20 protein-coding genes are annotated in these 15,281 nt (G+C 72.4%); 9 read left to right on the forward strand and 11 right to left on the reverse strand.

Annotated elements, in window-relative coordinates; genetic code table 11:
* Positions 1-134: 134 nt before the first annotated feature.
* The 3 genes from ACIPXM_RS22455 to ACIPXM_RS22465 all read left to right on the forward strand — a co-directional run bounded on the left by ACIPXM_RS22455 (position 135) and on the right by ACIPXM_RS22465 (position 2,775).
* Complete coding sequence (locus ACIPXM_RS22455) at positions 135-539, forward strand: hypothetical protein (protein ID WP_401658046.1); 405 nt, start codon at positions 135-137, stop codon at positions 537-539.
* 311 nt (positions 540-850) lie between these two features.
* On the forward strand, positions 851-1,912 hold the full coding sequence (locus ACIPXM_RS22460; protein WP_401658048.1) for an ATP-binding cassette domain-containing protein: 1,062 nt from the start codon (positions 851-853) through the stop codon (positions 1,910-1,912).
* Positions 1,909-2,775 (forward strand): ABC transporter permease, encoded by an 867-nt coding sequence (locus ACIPXM_RS22465; RefSeq protein ID WP_401658050.1) that lies wholly within the window; start codon positions 1,909-1,911, stop codon positions 2,773-2,775. The genes ACIPXM_RS22460 and ACIPXM_RS22465 overlap by 4 nt, the downstream gene beginning before the upstream one ends.
* Before the next feature lie 27 nt (positions 2,776-2,802).
* Here the strand turns inward: ACIPXM_RS22465 and ACIPXM_RS22470 are convergent, their stop codons facing one another.
* The 4 genes from ACIPXM_RS22470 to ACIPXM_RS22485 all read right to left on the reverse strand — a co-directional run bounded on the left by ACIPXM_RS22470 (position 2,803) and on the right by ACIPXM_RS22485 (position 5,661).
* A complete protein-coding gene (locus ACIPXM_RS22470) occupies positions 2,803-3,174 on the reverse strand; it encodes a glyoxalase superfamily protein (protein ID WP_401658052.1) in 372 nt (123 codons plus the stop codon).
* 121 nt (positions 3,175-3,295) lie between these two features.
* On the reverse strand, positions 3,296-3,745 hold the full coding sequence (locus ACIPXM_RS22475) for a universal stress protein (RefSeq protein ID WP_401658054.1): 450 nt from the start codon (positions 3,743-3,745) through the stop codon (positions 3,296-3,298).
* A 165-nt stretch (positions 3,746-3,910) separates the two neighbouring features.
* On the reverse strand, positions 3,911-4,534 hold the full coding sequence (locus tag ACIPXM_RS22480; RefSeq protein ID WP_401658056.1) for an FMN reductase: 624 nt from the start codon (positions 4,532-4,534) through the stop codon (positions 3,911-3,913).
* Between the two features lie 2 nt (positions 4,535-4,536).
* Positions 4,537-5,661, reverse strand: a complete 1,125-nt coding sequence (locus ACIPXM_RS22485) for an LLM class flavin-dependent oxidoreductase (protein ID WP_401658489.1) — start codon at positions 5,659-5,661, stop codon at positions 4,537-4,539.
* A gap of 118 nt (positions 5,662-5,779) precedes the next feature.
* Between ACIPXM_RS22485 and cbiE the strand changes: the two genes are divergently transcribed.
* Both cbiE and cobM read left to right on the forward strand, forming a co-directional pair.
* The gene (gene cbiE, locus ACIPXM_RS22490) at positions 5,780-7,051 is read left to right on the forward strand and encodes a precorrin-6y C5,15-methyltransferase (decarboxylating) subunit CbiE (RefSeq protein ID WP_401658058.1); all 1,272 of its coding nucleotides are present in this window, start codon (positions 5,780-5,782) and stop codon (positions 7,049-7,051) included.
* Positions 7,048-7,797, forward strand: coding sequence for a precorrin-4 C(11)-methyltransferase (gene cobM, locus ACIPXM_RS22495; protein WP_401658060.1), 750 nt, complete (start codon positions 7,048-7,050; stop codon positions 7,795-7,797). The genes cbiE and cobM overlap by 4 nt, the downstream gene beginning before the upstream one ends.
* Before the next feature lie 85 nt (positions 7,798-7,882).
* On the opposite strand, the gene ACIPXM_RS22500 is transcribed toward cobM, so the two are convergent.
* Complete coding sequence (locus ACIPXM_RS22500) at positions 7,883-7,957, reverse strand: 50S ribosomal protein bL37 (protein WP_372460710.1); 75 nt, start codon at positions 7,955-7,957, stop codon at positions 7,883-7,885.
* A gap of 121 nt (positions 7,958-8,078) precedes the next feature.
* Between ACIPXM_RS22500 and ACIPXM_RS22505 the strand changes: the two genes are divergently transcribed.
* A complete protein-coding gene (locus ACIPXM_RS22505; RefSeq protein ID WP_401658062.1) occupies positions 8,079-8,315 on the forward strand; it encodes a type II toxin-antitoxin system Phd/YefM family antitoxin in 237 nt (78 codons plus the stop codon).
* A 75-nt stretch (positions 8,316-8,390) separates the two neighbouring features.
* Positions 8,391-8,513, forward strand: coding sequence for a hypothetical protein (locus tag ACIPXM_RS22510; RefSeq protein ID WP_401658064.1), 123 nt, complete (start codon positions 8,391-8,393; stop codon positions 8,511-8,513).
* A gap of 32 nt (positions 8,514-8,545) precedes the next feature.
* On the opposite strand, the gene ACIPXM_RS22515 is transcribed toward ACIPXM_RS22510, so the two are convergent.
* The 4 genes from ACIPXM_RS22515 to ACIPXM_RS22530 form a co-directional block, all read right to left on the reverse strand.
* The gene (locus tag ACIPXM_RS22515) at positions 8,546-9,412 is read right to left on the reverse strand and encodes a GNAT family N-acetyltransferase (RefSeq protein ID WP_401658066.1); all 867 of its coding nucleotides are present in this window, start codon (positions 9,410-9,412) and stop codon (positions 8,546-8,548) included.
* Between the two features lie 88 nt (positions 9,413-9,500).
* Positions 9,501-9,665 (reverse strand): hypothetical protein, encoded by a 165-nt coding sequence (locus tag ACIPXM_RS22520; RefSeq protein WP_164494953.1) that lies wholly within the window; start codon positions 9,663-9,665, stop codon positions 9,501-9,503.
* A complete protein-coding gene (locus ACIPXM_RS22525) occupies positions 9,662-10,786 on the reverse strand; it encodes a radical SAM protein (protein ID WP_401658068.1) in 1,125 nt (374 codons plus the stop codon). The genes ACIPXM_RS22520 and ACIPXM_RS22525 overlap by 4 nt, the downstream gene beginning before the upstream one ends.
* Before the next feature lie 193 nt (positions 10,787-10,979).
* Entirely contained in the window at positions 10,980-11,309 is a 330-nt protein-coding gene (locus ACIPXM_RS22530) for a hypothetical protein (RefSeq protein ID WP_401658070.1), read from the reverse strand.
* A 177-nt stretch (positions 11,310-11,486) separates the two neighbouring features.
* On the opposite strand from ACIPXM_RS22530, the gene ACIPXM_RS22535 reads away from it, so the two are divergent.
* A complete protein-coding gene (locus ACIPXM_RS22535; protein ID WP_401658072.1) occupies positions 11,487-12,698 on the forward strand; it encodes a hypothetical protein in 1,212 nt (403 codons plus the stop codon).
* Here ACIPXM_RS22535 and ACIPXM_RS22540 read toward each other — a convergent pair.
* Both ACIPXM_RS22540 and ACIPXM_RS22545 read right to left on the reverse strand, forming a co-directional pair.
* A complete protein-coding gene (locus ACIPXM_RS22540; protein ID WP_401658074.1) occupies positions 12,676-13,209 on the reverse strand; it encodes an NUDIX hydrolase in 534 nt (177 codons plus the stop codon). The genes ACIPXM_RS22535 and ACIPXM_RS22540 overlap by 23 nt on opposite strands.
* Before the next feature lie 69 nt (positions 13,210-13,278).
* The gene (locus tag ACIPXM_RS22545; protein ID WP_401658076.1) at positions 13,279-14,421 is read right to left on the reverse strand and encodes a cobalt-precorrin-5B (C(1))-methyltransferase; all 1,143 of its coding nucleotides are present in this window, start codon (positions 14,419-14,421) and stop codon (positions 13,279-13,281) included.
* A gap of 12 nt (positions 14,422-14,433) precedes the next feature.
* On the opposite strand from ACIPXM_RS22545, the gene ACIPXM_RS22550 reads away from it, so the two are divergent.
* Positions 14,434-15,279 (forward strand): cobalt-precorrin-6A reductase, encoded by an 846-nt coding sequence (locus ACIPXM_RS22550; protein ID WP_401658078.1) that lies wholly within the window; start codon positions 14,434-14,436, stop codon positions 15,277-15,279.
* Positions 15,280-15,281: the final 2 nt, after the last annotated feature.

A 15,281-nucleotide genomic window follows, 5' to 3' on the forward strand; every position in this document is an offset into this window, starting at 1 on the left:
TTGCGCCGTACGGGTGAGGGGGCCGGGTCCGGCACTGATCCACTTGCGGGGGGTGCGGCACGGCGGTCCCCTTGATGGTGCGGCGCCGACCGTCGCACCGGGAGGGGAAACGGGAGGGGAAAGGAGCCCGTGCCATGGCCGCACACGCAGCGATACGTCCCCGCAGGGGGCTCAGCACCAACGGCTGGGGTCTGCCGGTCACCATCGGCATCGCCTACGGCCTGTACGCCCCCGTCATCGCCCGCCGCGGCGGGCCGCTCTCCTGGGGCCAGCTCTGGCTCGGCCTCGTCTCGGCGGTCGTCCTCGCGGTCGCGATCCACACCCTGCGCACCCGTGGCCGGGCGCTGCCGCGCGAACTGCGGGCGGGTGCCTGGGCGGTGCTCGCCGGCGGCGCGACCGGCTTCCTGTTCAGCCTCTCCGACCACAGCGTGTTCTCGTCGTCGATGCTGGGCGCGATCGTCGGCGCGGGCACCTTCGCCGCCACGTTCTACCTCTTCTACACGCACGAGGACGCCCGCGGCCGCCCGGCGCCGTACTGACCCGGCCTGACCGACCGGCCCGGCTGACCTGGCTGTCCTGGCTGGCCACCTCGCGGGTTCGTACTCATGTGGGGGATGGCGGGCGGCGGCCGTCCGTCGGAGACTGGAAGGCAACGGATCCGGGATCCGGGATCCAAAATCCGGGATCTCGGATCCACGATCTCGGATCCACGATCTCGGATCCACGATCTTGGATCCACGATCCCGGACCCCGGATCCCGGATCTCGGATCCCGGATTTTGGATCCGAGATCGTGGATCCAAGGACTCGATCCCGCCGCCCGCCCGCCGCCCGCCGGGAGGACCCGTCCCATGCCCTCCGACCACCGCGCCGCCGACCTCGCCATCGAGACCGAGGGGCTGGTCAAGGTGTTCGGCACCAACCGCGCGGTCGACGGCATCGACCTGCGCGTCCCCGCCGGAGCCGTCTACGGCGTCCTCGGGCCCAACGGCGCGGGCAAGACCACCGCCGTGAAGATGCTGGCCACCCTGCTGCGGCCGGACGGCGGCCGGGCCCGGGTGTTCGGCAAGGACGTGGTGAAGGACGCCGACGCCGTGCGCGGCCGGGTCAGTCTGACGGGGCAGTACGCGTCCGTCGACGAGGACCTGACCGGCACCGAGAACCTGGTCCTGCTCGGCCGGCTCCTCGGTCACGGCCGGGCCGCCGCGCGGGAGCGCTCGGCGCAGCTGCTCGCCGCGTTCGGGCTCGCGGAGGCGGCGGATCGGCAGGTGAAGAACTACTCGGGCGGGATGCGGCGCAGGATCGACATCGCCGCGTCCATCCTCAACACCCCCGACCTGCTGTTCCTCGACGAGCCGACCACCGGCCTCGACCCGCGCAGCCGCAACCAGGTCTGGGACATCGTGCGCGCGGTGGTCGCCCAGGGCACCACCGTGCTGCTGACCACGCAGTACCTCGACGAGGCCGACCAGCTGGCCTCCCGGATCGCCGTGATCGACCACGGCAGGGTCATCGCCGAGGGCACCAAGGGCGAGCTGAAGGCGTCCGTGGGCTCGGGCTCGGTGCACGTACGGCTCCGGGACCCCGGGCAGCGGGCCGCGGCCGAGCAGGTGCTCGCCAGGGCCCTGAACGCGACCGTGCAGCTGGACGCGGACCCGGTGGCGCTGACCGCGACGGTCGACGGCCGCGGTACGGGGTCAGGCGGCGGTACGGGGCGGGGCACCGGCCGCTCCTCGGACCCCGGCACCGACCCCGGCAGCGACCTCGGCGCCGCCGAGCAGGCCGCGCGGGCGCTCGCCGAGCTGGCCAGGGCCGGGATCACCGTCGACAACTTCGCCCTCGGCCAGCCCAGCCTCGACGAGGTCTTCCTCGCGCTGACCGACCGCCCCCGCCCCGAGGAGGGCCCGGCATGACCACCGTGACCACCGGCAAGGACACCCGGTCCGCCGACGCCCTCGATCTCGTCGCGCCCCGCGCCGACGAACTGGCCGCCCTGCTGATCGGCGGCACCCGCCCACCGCGCCCCAGCGCGCTCTCCGCCTCCCTCACCTTCGGCTGGCGGGCCATGCTGAAGATCAAGCACGTGCCGGAGCAGCTGTTCGACGTGACGGCGTTCCCGATCATGATGGTGCTGATGTACACGTACCTCTTCGGCGGCGCGCTGGCCGGGTCCGTCTCGGCGTACATCCAGTTCCTGCTGCCCGGCATCCTGGTGATGAGCGTCGTGATGATCACCATGTACACCGGCGTCTCGGTCAACACCGACATCGAGAAAGGCGTCTTCGACCGGTTCAGGACGCTGCCCATCTGGCGGCCCGCGCCGATGGTCGGCTATCTGCTCGGTGACGTCGTGCGCTACGTCATCGCCTCCGCCGTGATGCTCACGGTCGGCATCGTCATCGGCTACCGGCCGGACGGCGGGCTGCCGGGGGTGCTGCTCGGGGTGGCGCTGCTGCTGGTGTTCTCGTTCGCGTTCTCGTGGATCTGGACCATGTTCGGACTCCTGCTGCGCAGCGAGAAGTCCGTCATGGGCGTCAGCATGATGGTGATCTTCCCGCTGACCTTCCTGTCCAACGTGTTCGTCGACCCGCGGACCATGCCGGGCTGGCTCCAGGCGTTCGTGAACAACAGCCCGGTCACCCATCTCGCCACGGCGGTACGGGAGTTGATGGCCGGGCACTGGCCCGCGGCGGACGTCGCCTGGTCGCTGGGGTGGTCGGCGCTGTTCGTGGTGGTGTTCGGCGCGGTGACGATGCGCCTCTACAACCGCAAGTGACAGCGGATGACTTGGCCCTTCTCGGCCCTACTTGGCGCGGGGAGTGGTCTGCTGGACGGCCCAGCGGTTGCCGTCGGGGTCCGCGAAGTAGACGAACGACCCCCACGGCTGGTCGTCGATCTCGCTCACCGGCACGCCCCGCCCGGTGAGGTCGGCGTGCGCCGCCTCGATGTCGGCGACGACGACCTGCATGTTGTCCAGGGAGCCCGGCGCCATCTCGGTGATGCCCTTGCCGAAGGCGATGGAGCAGGCGGAGCCGGGCGGGGTCATCTGGACGAAGCGGATGTCGTCGCTGACGCGGTGGTCGTGGTCGGTGTGGAAACCGACCTGCTCGTAGAAGGTCTTGGCGCGGTCGATGTCGGTGACGGGCACGCCGATCAGTTCGAGCTTGATGTCCATGAAGGCCATCATGCTCCGGGCCCTGCCGGGCCGCCCGTCGAATCCGCCGATTTCGAGGGGCGGCCCGACCGGGGCCGGAGCGACCGGAGCTGGAGCGGCCGGAGCCGGAGCGGCCGGGGCGCTACGCGTCCTCGTCGTCGCCGGTCTCGCCCCGTACGACCACGACCGGGCACGGCGCGTGCTGGGCGACGTGCGAGGAGACCGAGCCCAGCACCGCCGCCTTGAAACCGCTGTAGCCGCGGTCGCCGACGACCAGCAGGCTGGCGCCCTTGGCCTGGTCGATCAGGGCCTGGGCGGCGTTGCCGCCGACGACGGTGCGGGTCACCGTGGCGGCGACCTCGGGGGTGAGGGCCTGGTCGACGGCCTGCTTCAGGATCTGCTTGGCGAGCCGCTCGGGGTCGAACTCCGGCGGGACGCCCGGCATCAGCGTCGCCCAGGAGGCCGGGTACTCCCAACTGATCACGGTCTCCAGGGAGTCCCCGGTCAGGGCGGCCTGTCCGGCCGCCCACTTCAGTGCCTTCAGGGACGGCGCCGAGCCGTCCACGCCCACCACGATCCTGCCGCCGGCCATCGCCGACCTCCGTTCGTCGTACGGGCCCCGGAGGCTCGCGTCGCCTCCGGGAAGCTCCGTACCAAACGTAACAAACCGATCATTCGGATCGGATGACGCGGATCGGATGACACGTATCGGGCCATGTGGATCGGATCCGGTCGGATCCGGTCGGATCCGGTCGGGTCAGTCGAAGCGCAGGTCCGCCAACTGCTTCTCGAACGGCACGACCTCGTCCACCTCGGCCGACCGCTCGGGCCGGGCCGCCACCAGCAGCGCGAACTCCGCGCCCGCCCGGTCGATCCGGGCCGGCAGGCCCTCGGTGTACTCGTCGCCGCCGCTGCCCCAGTCCTCCGACGCCGCGTAGACGGCGGTCGGCGCGACCGTCGCCCGCAGATAGCCGAAGAGCGGGCGCAGCGCGTGGTCCAGGACCAGCGAGTGCCGGGCGGTGCCGCCGGTGGCGCCGATCAGCACCGGGGTGCCGGTGAGCGCCGCCGGGTCGATCAGGTCGAAGAAGGACTTGAACAGACCGCTGTACGAGGCGGTGAAGACGGGTGTCACCGCGATGACGCCGTCCGCGCCGGTCACCGCGTCGATCGCCGCCTGGAGCTTCCCGGACGGGAAGCCGCTGACGAAGTTCTTCGCGATGTCGACGGCCAGGTCGCGCAGCTCGACCACCTCGACGTCGACCGCGTACTCCTGCTCGGCCAGCCGGTAGCGGGCGGCCTGCAGCAGCCGGTCGGCGAGCAGCCGGGTCGAGGACGGCGAGCTGAGGCCCGCCGAGACGGCGACCAGCTTCACGGTGCGCATGGTCAGACCTCCTGCTTCTGCTGGACGGCCGCGGTGGCCTGCGTGGCCTGCGTGGCCTGGACGGCCTGGACGGCGGGGTGCAGTGGGGCGGTGGCGGGGACGTCGGCGGGGCGCAGGTTCTCGAACTCCTTGCGCAGCACCGGGACGACCTCCTCGCCGAGGGTGTCGAGCTGCTCCAGGACGGTCTTGAGCGGCAGTCCCGCGTGGTCGACGAGGAACAGCTGGCGCTGGTAGTCGCCCACGTAGTCGCGGAACGACAGGGTGCGCTCGATGACCTCCTGCGGCGAGCCGACGGTCAGCGGGGTCTCGCGGCTGAACTCTTCCAGGGACGGGCCGTGCCCGTAGACCGGCGCGTTGTCGAAGTACGGGCGGAACTCCCGTACCGCGTCCTGCGAGTTCTTCCGCATGAACACCTGGCCGCCAAGGCCGACGATGGCCTGCTCGGGGGTGCCGTGGCCGTAGTGCGCGTACCGCTGGCGGTAGAGCCGGACCATCTTCTCGGTGTGCTGCTTGGGCCAGAAGATGTGGTTGGCGAAGAAGCCGTCGCCGTAGTACGCGGCCTGTTCGGCGATCTCGGGGGAGCGGATGGAGCCGTGCCAGACGAACGGCGGGACACCGTCGAGCGGGCGCGGGGTGGCCGTGAAGCCCTGGAGGGCGGTGCGGAACTTGCCCTCCCAGTCGACCACGTCCTCCCGCCACAGCCGGTGGAGGAGCGCGTAGTTCTCGATGGCGAGCGGGATGCCCTGGCGGATGTCCTGGCCGAACCACGGGTAGACCGGGCCGGTGTTGCCGCGGCCCATCATCAGGTCGACGCGGCCGTCGGCGAGGTGCTGGAGGGTCGCGTAGTCCTCGGCGATCTTCACCGGGTCGTTGGTGGTGATCAGGGTGGTGGAGGTGGAGAGGATCAGGTTCTCCGTGCGGGCGGCGATGTGCCCGAGGAGGGTGGTCGGGGAGGACGGCACGAACGGCGGGTTGTGGTGCTCGCCGGTCGCGAAGACGTCCAGGCCGACCTCCTCGGCCTTCTGCGCGATGGCGACGGTGTTCTTGATCCGCTCGTGCTCCGTGGGGGTACGGCCGGTCGTGGGGTCGGCCGTCACGTCGCCGACGGTGAAGATCCCGAACTGCATCGTGCTCACCTCTCGAAGGTCCGCTGGGCGCGGTGCGCTTTTGGTTGAATCTTAAACTGTCACCGTCAACGGCGCCACCCCGCGCCCTATTCCCCCGCACCCACGTAGAGTCCCGCACGTGAACGACGGGACAGGCGTGGCAGGCGCGATAGCCGGAGTGGGCGCGATAGCCGTGGTGGGGATCGGGGCCGACGGCTGGGACGGGCTCGCCGTGGCCTCCCGCCGCACCCTGCGCGCCGCCGAGGTGCTGATCGGCGGCCCCCGCCAGCTGGACCTGCTGCCCGCCGCCGACTGCCCGGGCGAGCGGGTGCCCTGGCCGAGCCCGCTGCGGCCCGCAGTGCCCGGCCTGCTCGCCGCCCACGCCGGGCGCCGGATCGCGGTCCTGGCCAGCGGCGACCCGATGTTCTACGGCATCGGCCGCACCCTCGCCGAACTGCTCGGCCCCGACCGGCTCGCCGTCCACCCGCACCCGTCCTCCGTCGCGTACGCCTGCGCCCGGCTCGGCTGGCCCCTGGAGGCCACCGAGACCGTCTCGCTCGTCGCCCGGCCGCTCGACGCGCTCACCGCCGCCCTGCACGACGGACGGCGGCTGCTGGTCCTCGGCGAGGGCCCCGGCACCCCGGCCAGGGTCGCCGCGCTGCTGCGCGACCGCGGCTGGGGCGGCACCCGGATCCGGGTCCTCGAACAGCTCGGCGGACCGGCCGAGCGGCTGCTCGACGGGACCGCCGCCGACTGGCCGTACGAGAGCACCGACGCGCTGCACGTGCTCGCGCTCGACTGCGTCCGCGACCCGGGCGGCGTGCGGCTCGGCGTCACGCCGGGGCTGCCGGACGCGGCGTACGAGCACGACGGGCAGCTCACCAAGCGGTACGTGCGCGCCGCGACGCTCGCCGCGCTGGCACCGGCCCCCGGCGAACTGCTCTGGGACGTCGGCGGCGGCTCCGGTTCCATCGGCATCGAGTGGCTGCGCGCCCACCGCACGGCCCCGGCCTGCCGGGCGATCGCGGTCGAGCGGTCGGCCGAACGGGCGGACCGGATCGCCCGCAACGCCGCCGCGCTCGGCGTCCCGTCGCTGCGGGTCGTCACCGGGGCCGCGCCCGCCGCGCTCGCCGGACTGCCGACGCCCGACGCGGTCTTCGTCGGCGGCGGCCTGACCGCGCCGGGACTGCTCGACGCCTGCTGGGACGCGCTCCCGGCGGGCGGCCGGCTCGTCGCCAACACGGTGACCCTGGAGTCCGAGGCGCTGCTCGCCCGCTGGTACGGCCTGCACGGCGGCGAACTGGTCCGGCTCGCGGTCGCCGCGGCGGTGCCGGTCGGCGGTTTCACCGGGTGGCGGCAGGCCATGCCGGTCACCCAATGGTCCGTAACGAAGGGTTCGACCCAGTCATGACCGTCTTCTTCATCGGCGCGGGCCCCGGCGCCGCCGACCTGATCACGCTGCGCGGCGCGCGGACCCTGGCGCGGTGCGGGGTGTGTCTGTACGCGGGGTCCCTGGTGCCGCGCGAGCTGCTCGCCGAGTGCCCGCCGGACGCCCGGCTCGTCGACACGGCGCGGCTCGACCTGGACGCGATCGTGGCGGAGATCGTCGCGGCGCACGAGGCGGGCCAGGACGTGGCGCGGCTGCACTCGGGCGACCCGTCGGTGTTCAGCGCGATGGCCGAGCAGATGCGGCGGCTGGACGCGGTGGGGATCCCGTACGAGGTGGTGCCGGGGGTTCCGGCGTTCGCGGCGGCGGCGGCCGCGCTGAAGCGGGAGCTGACCGTGCCGACGGTCGGCCAGACCGTCATCCTGACCCGCATCGCCCAGCAGGCCACCCCGATGCCCGCGGGCGAGGACCTGGCGACCCTGGGCCGCAGCGGCGCGCTCCTGGTGCTGCACCTGGGCGCGCGGTACGTGGACCGGATCGTCGGCGAGCTGGTGCCGCACTACGGCGAGGAGTGCCCGGCGGCGGTGGTGGCGATGGCGAGCCGCCCGGACGAGCTGGTGCTGCGCGGGACGCTCGCGGACATCGCGGAGCAGGTGAAGGCGGCGGGGATCACCAAGACGGCGGTGATCGTCGTCGGCCGCACGCTCGCCGCGTCCGAGTTCCGCGACAGCCACCTCTACGACCCGGCCCGCGACCGCCACGTCTGCTGAGGCGGCCCCGGGCCGGTGGTCGGGGGTGGAGCGGGTGCTGCGAGGTGGAGCGGGTCCTGCGGGGTGGGGGCCCTTAGGGCGTGCCCTAGGTGTTGGGCCGCTTGCCGTGGTTGGCGCCCTTCTTCTTCCGCGCCCGCCGCTTGTTGCCACGCTTCGACATCGGGGTCTCCCTCCGGGGGTGGGGTCCTGGGGACCTGGGGCCCTGCCCTGGCAAGCCTAGGTTCGGTCCGTCCGGCGCGCACGCGGCGAGCCCGGTAGGAACCGGTAGGAACATGTCGTACATGGAGATCACGGCGCGTGAGTTCAACCGGAAGTCCTCGCGGATACTGGCCGCCGCCGAGGGTGGGGAGACCGTCACCGTGACGAGGAACGGGGTCGCGGTGGCCCGCGTCGTGCCGATCGGCGCCGGCGTCCCGCCGTACCCGACCGATCCGATGGGCGAGATCGACCTGCCGGTCCTCGACCTGCCCGATCTGGCCGATCTGAGTGCTCCCACCGACCTGGGCGGTCCCGAGTGATCGCGATCGCGGTCGCCGAGGGCTACGCGAACGCGGACGCGGACGGCGGCAAGGGGCATCGGCCTGGCCGACGCCATGAACGTGGCCCTGGCCGTGGCCCACGGCACCGACACCCTCTTCACCTCGGACCGCCACTTCCGCATGATCCGTCCCCTGACCGGCCCCCCGGCGTTCCGCCTGCTGCCGGAGGACCTGTAGGGCTCAGCCCCCCCCCGCGTCCCGGAGGGCGGTTACACCGTCGTGGTGTGGGTGAAGCCGAGGGAATCGAGGCCTTCGGCCTGGCACAGCCGGTCGGAGGGGCCGTCGACCTCGGTCTGGAGGAGTTGATAGGCAGCGCCGTGGGTCTGGCCCCAGTGCATCGCCGCCCGCCACAGGACGCGGCCGAGGCCCTGGCCTCGGACCTCGGGCAGAACAGCGAAGTACTGGGGCATGAGTTGAGGGCTTCCGACGGCATCGGGGAGCACCTCCAGGGGGCCGATCGCGCCCACGATGCGGTCCTCGACGACGGCGGCGAGGACCGGGCCGCACCGACCGGTCTGCATGTGGGTGTGGAGAAAGGCCAGGCCATCGCCTGCCATGGCCTCGGCGAACGGGGCGAAGGTCTTCTGCACGGCGACCGGCCAGGCGGTGACGGACCGGACCGGACCTCCCGGGTCGGGGCAGGGGTCGACGGTGAAGTCCTTCAGCTGGATGCGGGTGCCGTGAGGGTGTGTGGTCTCGGGGCAGAGGGGGCGTACGACCCGGGCGCCCGCCACCTCGTGCGCGACGGCGAGCTTGGCGGCCAGCTCGGCGGCCTCCTCCACGCCGCTGTCGCGGAGCCCGTAGGCGAAGACCTTCACCGTGCCGCGTCCGCGACGGGTCAAGGTGGGGATGAGAGTGTGCGCGGGCTGGTGCACCACGTCCTCGCGGAGGACTTTCTCGTCCTTCTGTCCGCCCCAGCGCCGGTCCTTGTCGTAGGGCAGGAAGTCGCCCGTGTCGGCCGCTCGCAGGACGTCCTCGAAGATCCCGACGGTCAAGGCGTCGGGGTGGACGGGACCGAGAGTCGGCACGATCGGTGCGGCCAGTTGGGGCCTGAGCCAGTCCCAGCGGAAGAACATGAGCGGCACCCTAACGGTGAGCCGGTCAGGGCTCAGGCCCCGACGCGAGTACGCCGGGGCCTGAACGGAGTTGACCGGATCGTGGCGGTCAGTGGGGGTTGTCGTCACCGGCATCGCAGGAGCACTCCGCGCTCTCCACGATCACGTCGAGGTCCTGGACGGCGGTGATCGACGCGGTCGCGACGGGCGGGGCCGCGCGGCGGGCCGAGGTCGGCGGGCCGGGGAGGATGGTCACAGGTACGGGCGGGGTCATGAGGCGTTCTCCTTGTCTCCGTGTTGGCAGTAGCTGTGCAGCGGCGCCTTCGCCTCCTGGTAGTGCTTGGCCAGGGGGCGGCAGACCCGGCAGGTGCCGGACAGGGCGCAGCCTTCGCACCCACCGGTGCGAAGCATGAGGCGGTCGGCGATGGCGCCGAGCCGGGTGAGGCCGTCGATGCCTTCGGCCATCAGGTCGATCTGGTCGTCGCGGCCGACCTTGCAGATCGACACCTTGGCGTGCGGGTCGGCGTGGAAGAAGGTGTGTCCCGCGTTGCACCCGGCGAACGGCTTGCGCTGCCGCAGGTGGGCAGCGGACTGGGCGAGCAGCGGCTCTCCGCCGCCGTAGATCGTGGGCGTCATGTTCGTGTACGCGTGGTTCTCGACGTTCCACTCGTCGGCGAGGGCGGCCATCTCGTCGGCCTCGGAGGCGTTGTCCTCGGTCACCACGACGTTGATGCGCAGCGGCAGGCCAGCCTCGCGTGCGGCGTCCATGCCGCGCCGGAACGCCTTCCAGGCCCCGCGGCGCTGGGTGAGCGTGTCGAAGGACTCCTCGCTCGCCCCGTACATGCTGACCACCAGCCGGTACGGCGGGCAGTCCTGGAAGAGCTTGAGGAGGTCCGGCCGCCAGAGCAGCGAGCCGTTGGTGGAGATGGTGAGCATCATCCCGGCTTGCCAGGCGTACCGGTAGGCGCCCTGGAAGTGGGGGTCCATGGTGGGCTCGCCGCCGGTGATCTGGAGCCAGAGGACACCGGCCTCGCGCATGATGTCGAGCAGTCGCACCTTGTCCTCCCAGCCGAGGCCGGAGAACGGCCGCTCGCCGAGGTAGCAGTGCTTGCAGCCGAAGTTGCAGCCGAGGTTGATCTCCCAGGACGCCCGGCAGTAGCCGTACGGGGACGGCTCGCGGACCAGTACGGTGCCCTGCGCGGTCCGGCCACCCAGGTCCAGCCCCCACACGTCGGCGGCGGTCCGCACCGCCCAGGTGGGAAGCGAGTCACCGTCGGTGGCGGCCTGGCGCAGGCCCTCGAAGTGGTCGGCGGAGATGCGGGCACCGGCCCGTGCTCCCGGCTTGAGGAGAAGGTGTCCGTCGAGGAACGGGGAGGCGATCAGAGCGTGGGCCATCCGTGGCCCTCCTTCAGGTTCACGGAGCGGGACAGCGAACGGGACTCCTGGCGACCTGCGCGGCAGTGGATCTCGCCAAGGCCGTTGCAGGCGCCGCAGGTTCTTCCGGACGAGTCGGCACCGCTGCCACCGCAGTCCGCGCATCTCTCGTTGCGAGGCGAGCGACAGTGGCGGGTCTTGCGCGGGCTCGCGATCAGCTGGTGCATGAGACCTCCTCCAGGGCGTCTTCCCAGGTGTGCTGCTTGGCGTGGTCGGCGAACAGACAGCAGCCCTCACCGTCAGGACCAGGGGCGGTCACCGGGCAGTCCGGCAGCACGACAGGTTCCGCCTCGTCCGCCCCGTGCCAGCGGAGCCACAGCGCGGTTCCGTACGCGCCGGCGTCGGCGAGGAGACCGAAGTGCTCACCTTCGTGGTGCGAGGACAGCTGGCACTGCACGGCCCTGTCGATGTACGGGGCGGTCGACTTCTCCCGCGCTTCCCTTGCCAGGTCGACGGGCACCCGGCGCCAGTGCACGCACCGCATCACGACACCATCCGGAAGGAAGCGACGGAGTTCCGAGCCTGCTGCGAGCACCGGGGGCAGCCGCACGGCGGGTAGCGGCCCGGGTTCTCCGGGGCCACCGGGTCCTCACCCACGCGTACCTCCGTGAGCGGCCCCCACGTCTGGCCGGAGTCTCGGGAGACCCGCAATGTCATCCGGATGATCGCGCGCCGCTGCGACCTGACCCCGAGCCGAGTGGGCGAGGTGATCGCCGGACGGCGGCAGTTGCTGCACATGGACGTGATCGAACGGATCTCGGACGGACTGCGCATCCCAGGACACATGCTCGGGCTTGCCCGACGCTCCTGGGAGACGCCACCCAGCCTGACGGTCACGCCCCGTGAACCGGTCGAGGTGCCGACCTCGGCCGTCGAACCACTGGCCGCCGGACTACCGGGGGCGGACGTCGATAGCATCCTCGCCCTGGCGGCCGAGCGGGATCTCAGTGCCTCGACGCTGGACGCGCTGCATTCGTCGATCGCGGACTACTGGCGCCGGGACGACGAGCACGGCGGCGAGACCTTACGGCCGGCCGTCGTTGGACAGCTCCGGTACGTCGTCGACCTCCTCAAGGAGCAGCGCCCGGCTCCTCTGCGGGACGGCCTGCACGGCGTCGCGGCCGAGCTGGCCCGGCTCACCGGATGGACCTACTTCGACGCCCGCCAGTACCACCAGGCACGCGCCTACTTCACCGAATCCCTTGGTCTGGCCAAGGCCATCGACGACCGCCAGTTCATGGCCAACGTCCTCGCCTGCATGAGCCTTCAGGCCACCTACCAGGACAAGCCCGGCGACGCCCTCGCACTCGTCACGGCCGCCCAGGACCAGGCCCGAACGGCCGTGGGGACGACACCGCGCGTGCTGGCCATGCTCGCGATGCGCGAAGCCTTCGCTCACGCCACCCTCGGCAACCACGGCGCGACTCACACCGCGATCTCGGAAGCCCACACCCAGTTCGGACGGATCGGCACGGGCGATCCGGACCCGGCCTGGGTCGCCTACTTCGACGAACCCAAGCTGATCGTGGACACCGGCATCGCGCACGGCCGCCTGGGCGAAGCCGCCTTGGCCGAACCCCTCATCGCGGACGCCCTCCGGCGGGAACACGCATCGAACCACCGAGGTCGCGCCTTCCACGCCTTCTGGCTCGCCCGCACCCAGCTCCAACGCGGCAAACTCGACGAGGCGTGCCACACGGCCATGGATGCTCTGGCCCCGGCGGCGGCCGTAAGCTCGCAACGAGTCGCCGGACATCTGCGGGAGTTCTACGAGCAGTTGGAGCCCTTCCGTCGTGAACCGGCGGCGGTGGCCTTCGAATCCCGGCTCCGGGAAGCGCTGCCCCGTCAGATCAGCGGATCGCCTCGTCCATGAGCACGTAGAGCAGCCCGACGAGCGAGCCGCTGCTGACGATCTCCCGCCGGTCGATCATGCCCCGCACGTCGGCCAGCGGAATCCACTCGATCCGGTCCGACTCGTTCTTCTCGGTCGGCGGACCCTCATACGTCGCTCCGTCGGCCCGGAAGACGTGGTGCTGGGAGTCGGTGATGCCGTTGGCCGGCTCGGCGTAGATCAGCGGCCTGATCGATCCGGTCCGCCAGCCGGTCTCCTCCAGCACCTCACGGGCCGCCGCTTCGGTCGGCGTCTCGCCCTCCTCGACGAGACCCATGGGCAGCTCCCACGCCCAGGCGTCGGTGATGAAGCGGTGCCGCCACATCATCAGCACCTCACGCCGCTCGTTGACGACGGCGGCCACGGCCAGGTGCCGGAGCTTGACGACGTGGTGTTCCCAGCGGTTCCCGTCGGGTGTCTCGACGTCGGTGAGCCACAGGTTCACCCAGCTGTTCTCGTAGATCGGACGTTCCCCGTGGATCTTCCACTGCATCGCTGCGGCCCCTCTCGATCGGCCTCCAGCATCGCAGAGGACATGGGGCGAGGATCGACTCTTCGCGGCTCAGCCCACCACTCGGCCCCGCCCCGGCCCCGCCACCGCCGACCGTCCCACCACCACGCCCGCCCGGTCCACGCACACCACGTCCACCGCCACCGGCGCGCCCCGCAGCACCGACAGGGCCTCGTCGCGGGCGCGGGTGGCGACCAGGGTGCCGAGGGGGATCGCGGCGGATTCGGCGAGGCGGAGGGCGGCCAGGCCCGTGTTGGCCGTGGTGATCTCGGCGGCCAGGGACTCCGGCGCGCCGCCCGCGCGGGCCAGGTCCGCCAGGAACGCCTTGTCGACCTGGGAGCGGGCCGAGTGCAGGTCCAGATGGCCCGCCGCCAGTTTGGACAGCTTCGCGAAGCCGCCGCAGACGGTCAGCCGGTCCACCGGGTGGCGCCGCAGGTACTTCAGGACGGCGCCCGCGAAGTCCCCCATGTCGAGCAGGGCGATCTCCGGCAGGTCGTACAGGCTCCGGACCGTGCGCTCCGAGGTGGAGCCGGTGCAGCCGGCGACATGGGTGAGGCCGCCCGCGCGGGCCACGTCGACGCCGCGCCGGATCGAGTCGATCCAGGCCGAGCAGGAGTACGGCACGACGACCCCGGTGGTGCCGAGGATCGACAGGCCGCCGAGGATGCCGATCCGCGGGTTCCAGGTGGAGCGGGCGATCTCGGCGCCGTGGTCGACGGAGATCGTGATCTCGACGTCGGCCGCCGCCCGGCCGTGCGCCACGGCCACCGCCGTCACGTGCTCGCGCATCAGCTGCCGCGGCACCGGGTTGATCGCCGGTTCGCCGACCTCAAGGGGCAGCCCCGGCAGGGTGACCGTGCCGACGCCCTCGCCCGCCCGGAACACCACCCCGGAGCCGGGCGGCAGCAGCCGTACCGTCGAGCGGATCAGCGCCCCGTGGGTGACGTCCGGGTCGTCGCCCGCGTCCTTCACCACGCCCGCCATCGCCGCGTCCGCCGTCAGCTCCTCGGCGGCGAGCGCGAACGCCGGGGTCTGCCCCTTCGGCAGCGTGATCGTCACCGGGTCCGGGAAATCGCCGGTGAGCAGCGCCGTGTACGCGGCGGTCGTGGCCGCCGTCGCACAGGCACCGGTCGTCCAGCCGGGCCGCAGACCGGTGTGCTTCAGTTGGGCTTCCCGCCCGCCGTCCGTGCTCATGAAGGGGCTCCCATGGCCGCCACGCCCGCCAGGCCCGCCAGGCCCGCCACGAACGTGCCGTCCGTGCCGTCCGTGCCGCGCGTGCCGCACATCCTCATTCTCGGCGGCACCACCGAGGGCCGCGTCCTGGCCGGGCTGCTGCACGGGGAGCCCGGTGCGCGGCCCCCGCTCCGGGTGACCAGTTCCCTCGCCGGGCGGGTCGCCAGCCCCCGGCTGCCCGCCGGTGAGGTGCGGATCGGCGGCTTCGGCGGGGCCGACGGGCTCGCCGCCTGGCTGCGGGAGCACGCCGTGGACGCGGTCATCGACGCCACCCATCCCTTCGCCGAGCGGATCAGTTTCAACGCGGCCCTGGCGGCCGCCACCGCCCATGTTCCCCTGCTGGCGCTGCGCCGCCCCGGCTGGGTACCCGAGCCGGGCGACGACTGGCACTCCGTGCCCTCGCTCGACGCCGCCGCCCAGGCCCTCGACGGGCTGTGCCGACCCGACGGCCGGGTCTTCCTGACCACCGGCCGCCTCGGCCTCGCCGCCTTCGCCGACCGCCCCGAACACTTCCTGGTCCGCTCCGTCGACGCGCCCGGCGTGCCGCTCCCGGCCCGCGCCGAACTCCTCCTGGAGCGCGGCCCGTTCACCCTCGAAGGCGAGCGGGAGGTGCTCGCCGGGCACCGGATCGACGTGCTCGTCACCAAGGACAGCGGCGGCGCCGCCACCGCGCCCAAACTGCGGGCCGCCCGCGAGGCGGGCGTCCCGGTCGTCGTGGTCCGCCGACCGCCGGTCCCGGACGGCGTGCCGGCCGTCGAAAGCCCGGCCGAGGCCGCCGCCTGGGCCCAGCGCGCGACAGACCCGGCCGCAGGACTTTGAAT

Source organism: Streptomyces sp. NPDC090025, from assembly GCF_044748125.1.
In the GTDB taxonomy this organism is placed as follows: domain Bacteria; phylum Actinomycetota; class Actinomycetes; order Streptomycetales; family Streptomycetaceae; genus Streptomyces.

Bases quoted from the DNA above. Each gene is read 5' to 3' on its own strand.
- ACIPXM_RS22455 (WP_401658046.1), top strand. From the start codon at position 135: ATGGCCGCACACGCAGCGATACGTCCCCGCAGGGGGCTCAGCACCAAC.
- ACIPXM_RS22460 (WP_401658048.1), top strand. From the start codon at position 851: ATGCCCTCCGACCACCGCGCCGCCGACCTCGCCATCGAGACCGAGGGG.
- ACIPXM_RS22465 (WP_401658050.1), top strand. From the start codon at position 1,909: ATGACCACCGTGACCACCGGCAAGGACACCCGGTCCGCCGACGCCCTC.
- ACIPXM_RS22470 (WP_401658052.1), bottom strand. From the start codon at position 3,174: ATGGACATCAAGCTCGAACTGATCGGCGTGCCCGTCACCGACATCGAC.
- ACIPXM_RS22475 (WP_401658054.1), bottom strand. From the start codon at position 3,745: ATGGCCGGCGGCAGGATCGTGGTGGGCGTGGACGGCTCGGCGCCGTCC.
- ACIPXM_RS22480 (WP_401658056.1), bottom strand. From the start codon at position 4,534: ATGCGCACCGTGAAGCTGGTCGCCGTCTCGGCGGGCCTCAGCTCGCCG.
- ACIPXM_RS22485 (WP_401658489.1), bottom strand. From the start codon at position 5,661: ATGCAGTTCGGGATCTTCACCGTCGGCGACGTGACGGCCGACCCCACG.
- cobM (WP_401658060.1), top strand. From the start codon at position 7,048: ATGACCGTCTTCTTCATCGGCGCGGGCCCCGGCGCCGCCGACCTGATC.
- ACIPXM_RS22505 (WP_401658062.1), top strand. From the start codon at position 8,079: ATGGAGATCACGGCGCGTGAGTTCAACCGGAAGTCCTCGCGGATACTG.
- ACIPXM_RS22510 (WP_401658064.1), top strand. From the start codon at position 8,391: ATGAACGTGGCCCTGGCCGTGGCCCACGGCACCGACACCCTCTTCACC.
- ACIPXM_RS22515 (WP_401658066.1), bottom strand. From the start codon at position 9,412: ATGTTCTTCCGCTGGGACTGGCTCAGGCCCCAACTGGCCGCACCGATC.
- ACIPXM_RS22520 (WP_164494953.1), bottom strand. From the start codon at position 9,665: ATGACCCCGCCCGTACCTGTGACCATCCTCCCCGGCCCGCCGACCTCG.
- ACIPXM_RS22525 (WP_401658068.1), bottom strand. From the start codon at position 10,786: ATGGCCCACGCTCTGATCGCCTCCCCGTTCCTCGACGGACACCTTCTC.
- ACIPXM_RS22530 (WP_401658070.1), bottom strand. From the start codon at position 11,309: ATGCGGTGCGTGCACTGGCGCCGGGTGCCCGTCGACCTGGCAAGGGAA.
- ACIPXM_RS22535 (WP_401658072.1), top strand. From the start codon at position 11,487: ATGATCGCGCGCCGCTGCGACCTGACCCCGAGCCGAGTGGGCGAGGTG.
- ACIPXM_RS22540 (WP_401658074.1), bottom strand. From the start codon at position 13,209: ATGCAGTGGAAGATCCACGGGGAACGTCCGATCTACGAGAACAGCTGG.
- ACIPXM_RS22545 (WP_401658076.1), bottom strand. From the start codon at position 14,421: ATGAGCACGGACGGCGGGCGGGAAGCCCAACTGAAGCACACCGGTCTG.
- ACIPXM_RS22550 (WP_401658078.1), top strand. From the start codon at position 14,434: ATGGCCGCCACGCCCGCCAGGCCCGCCAGGCCCGCCACGAACGTGCCG.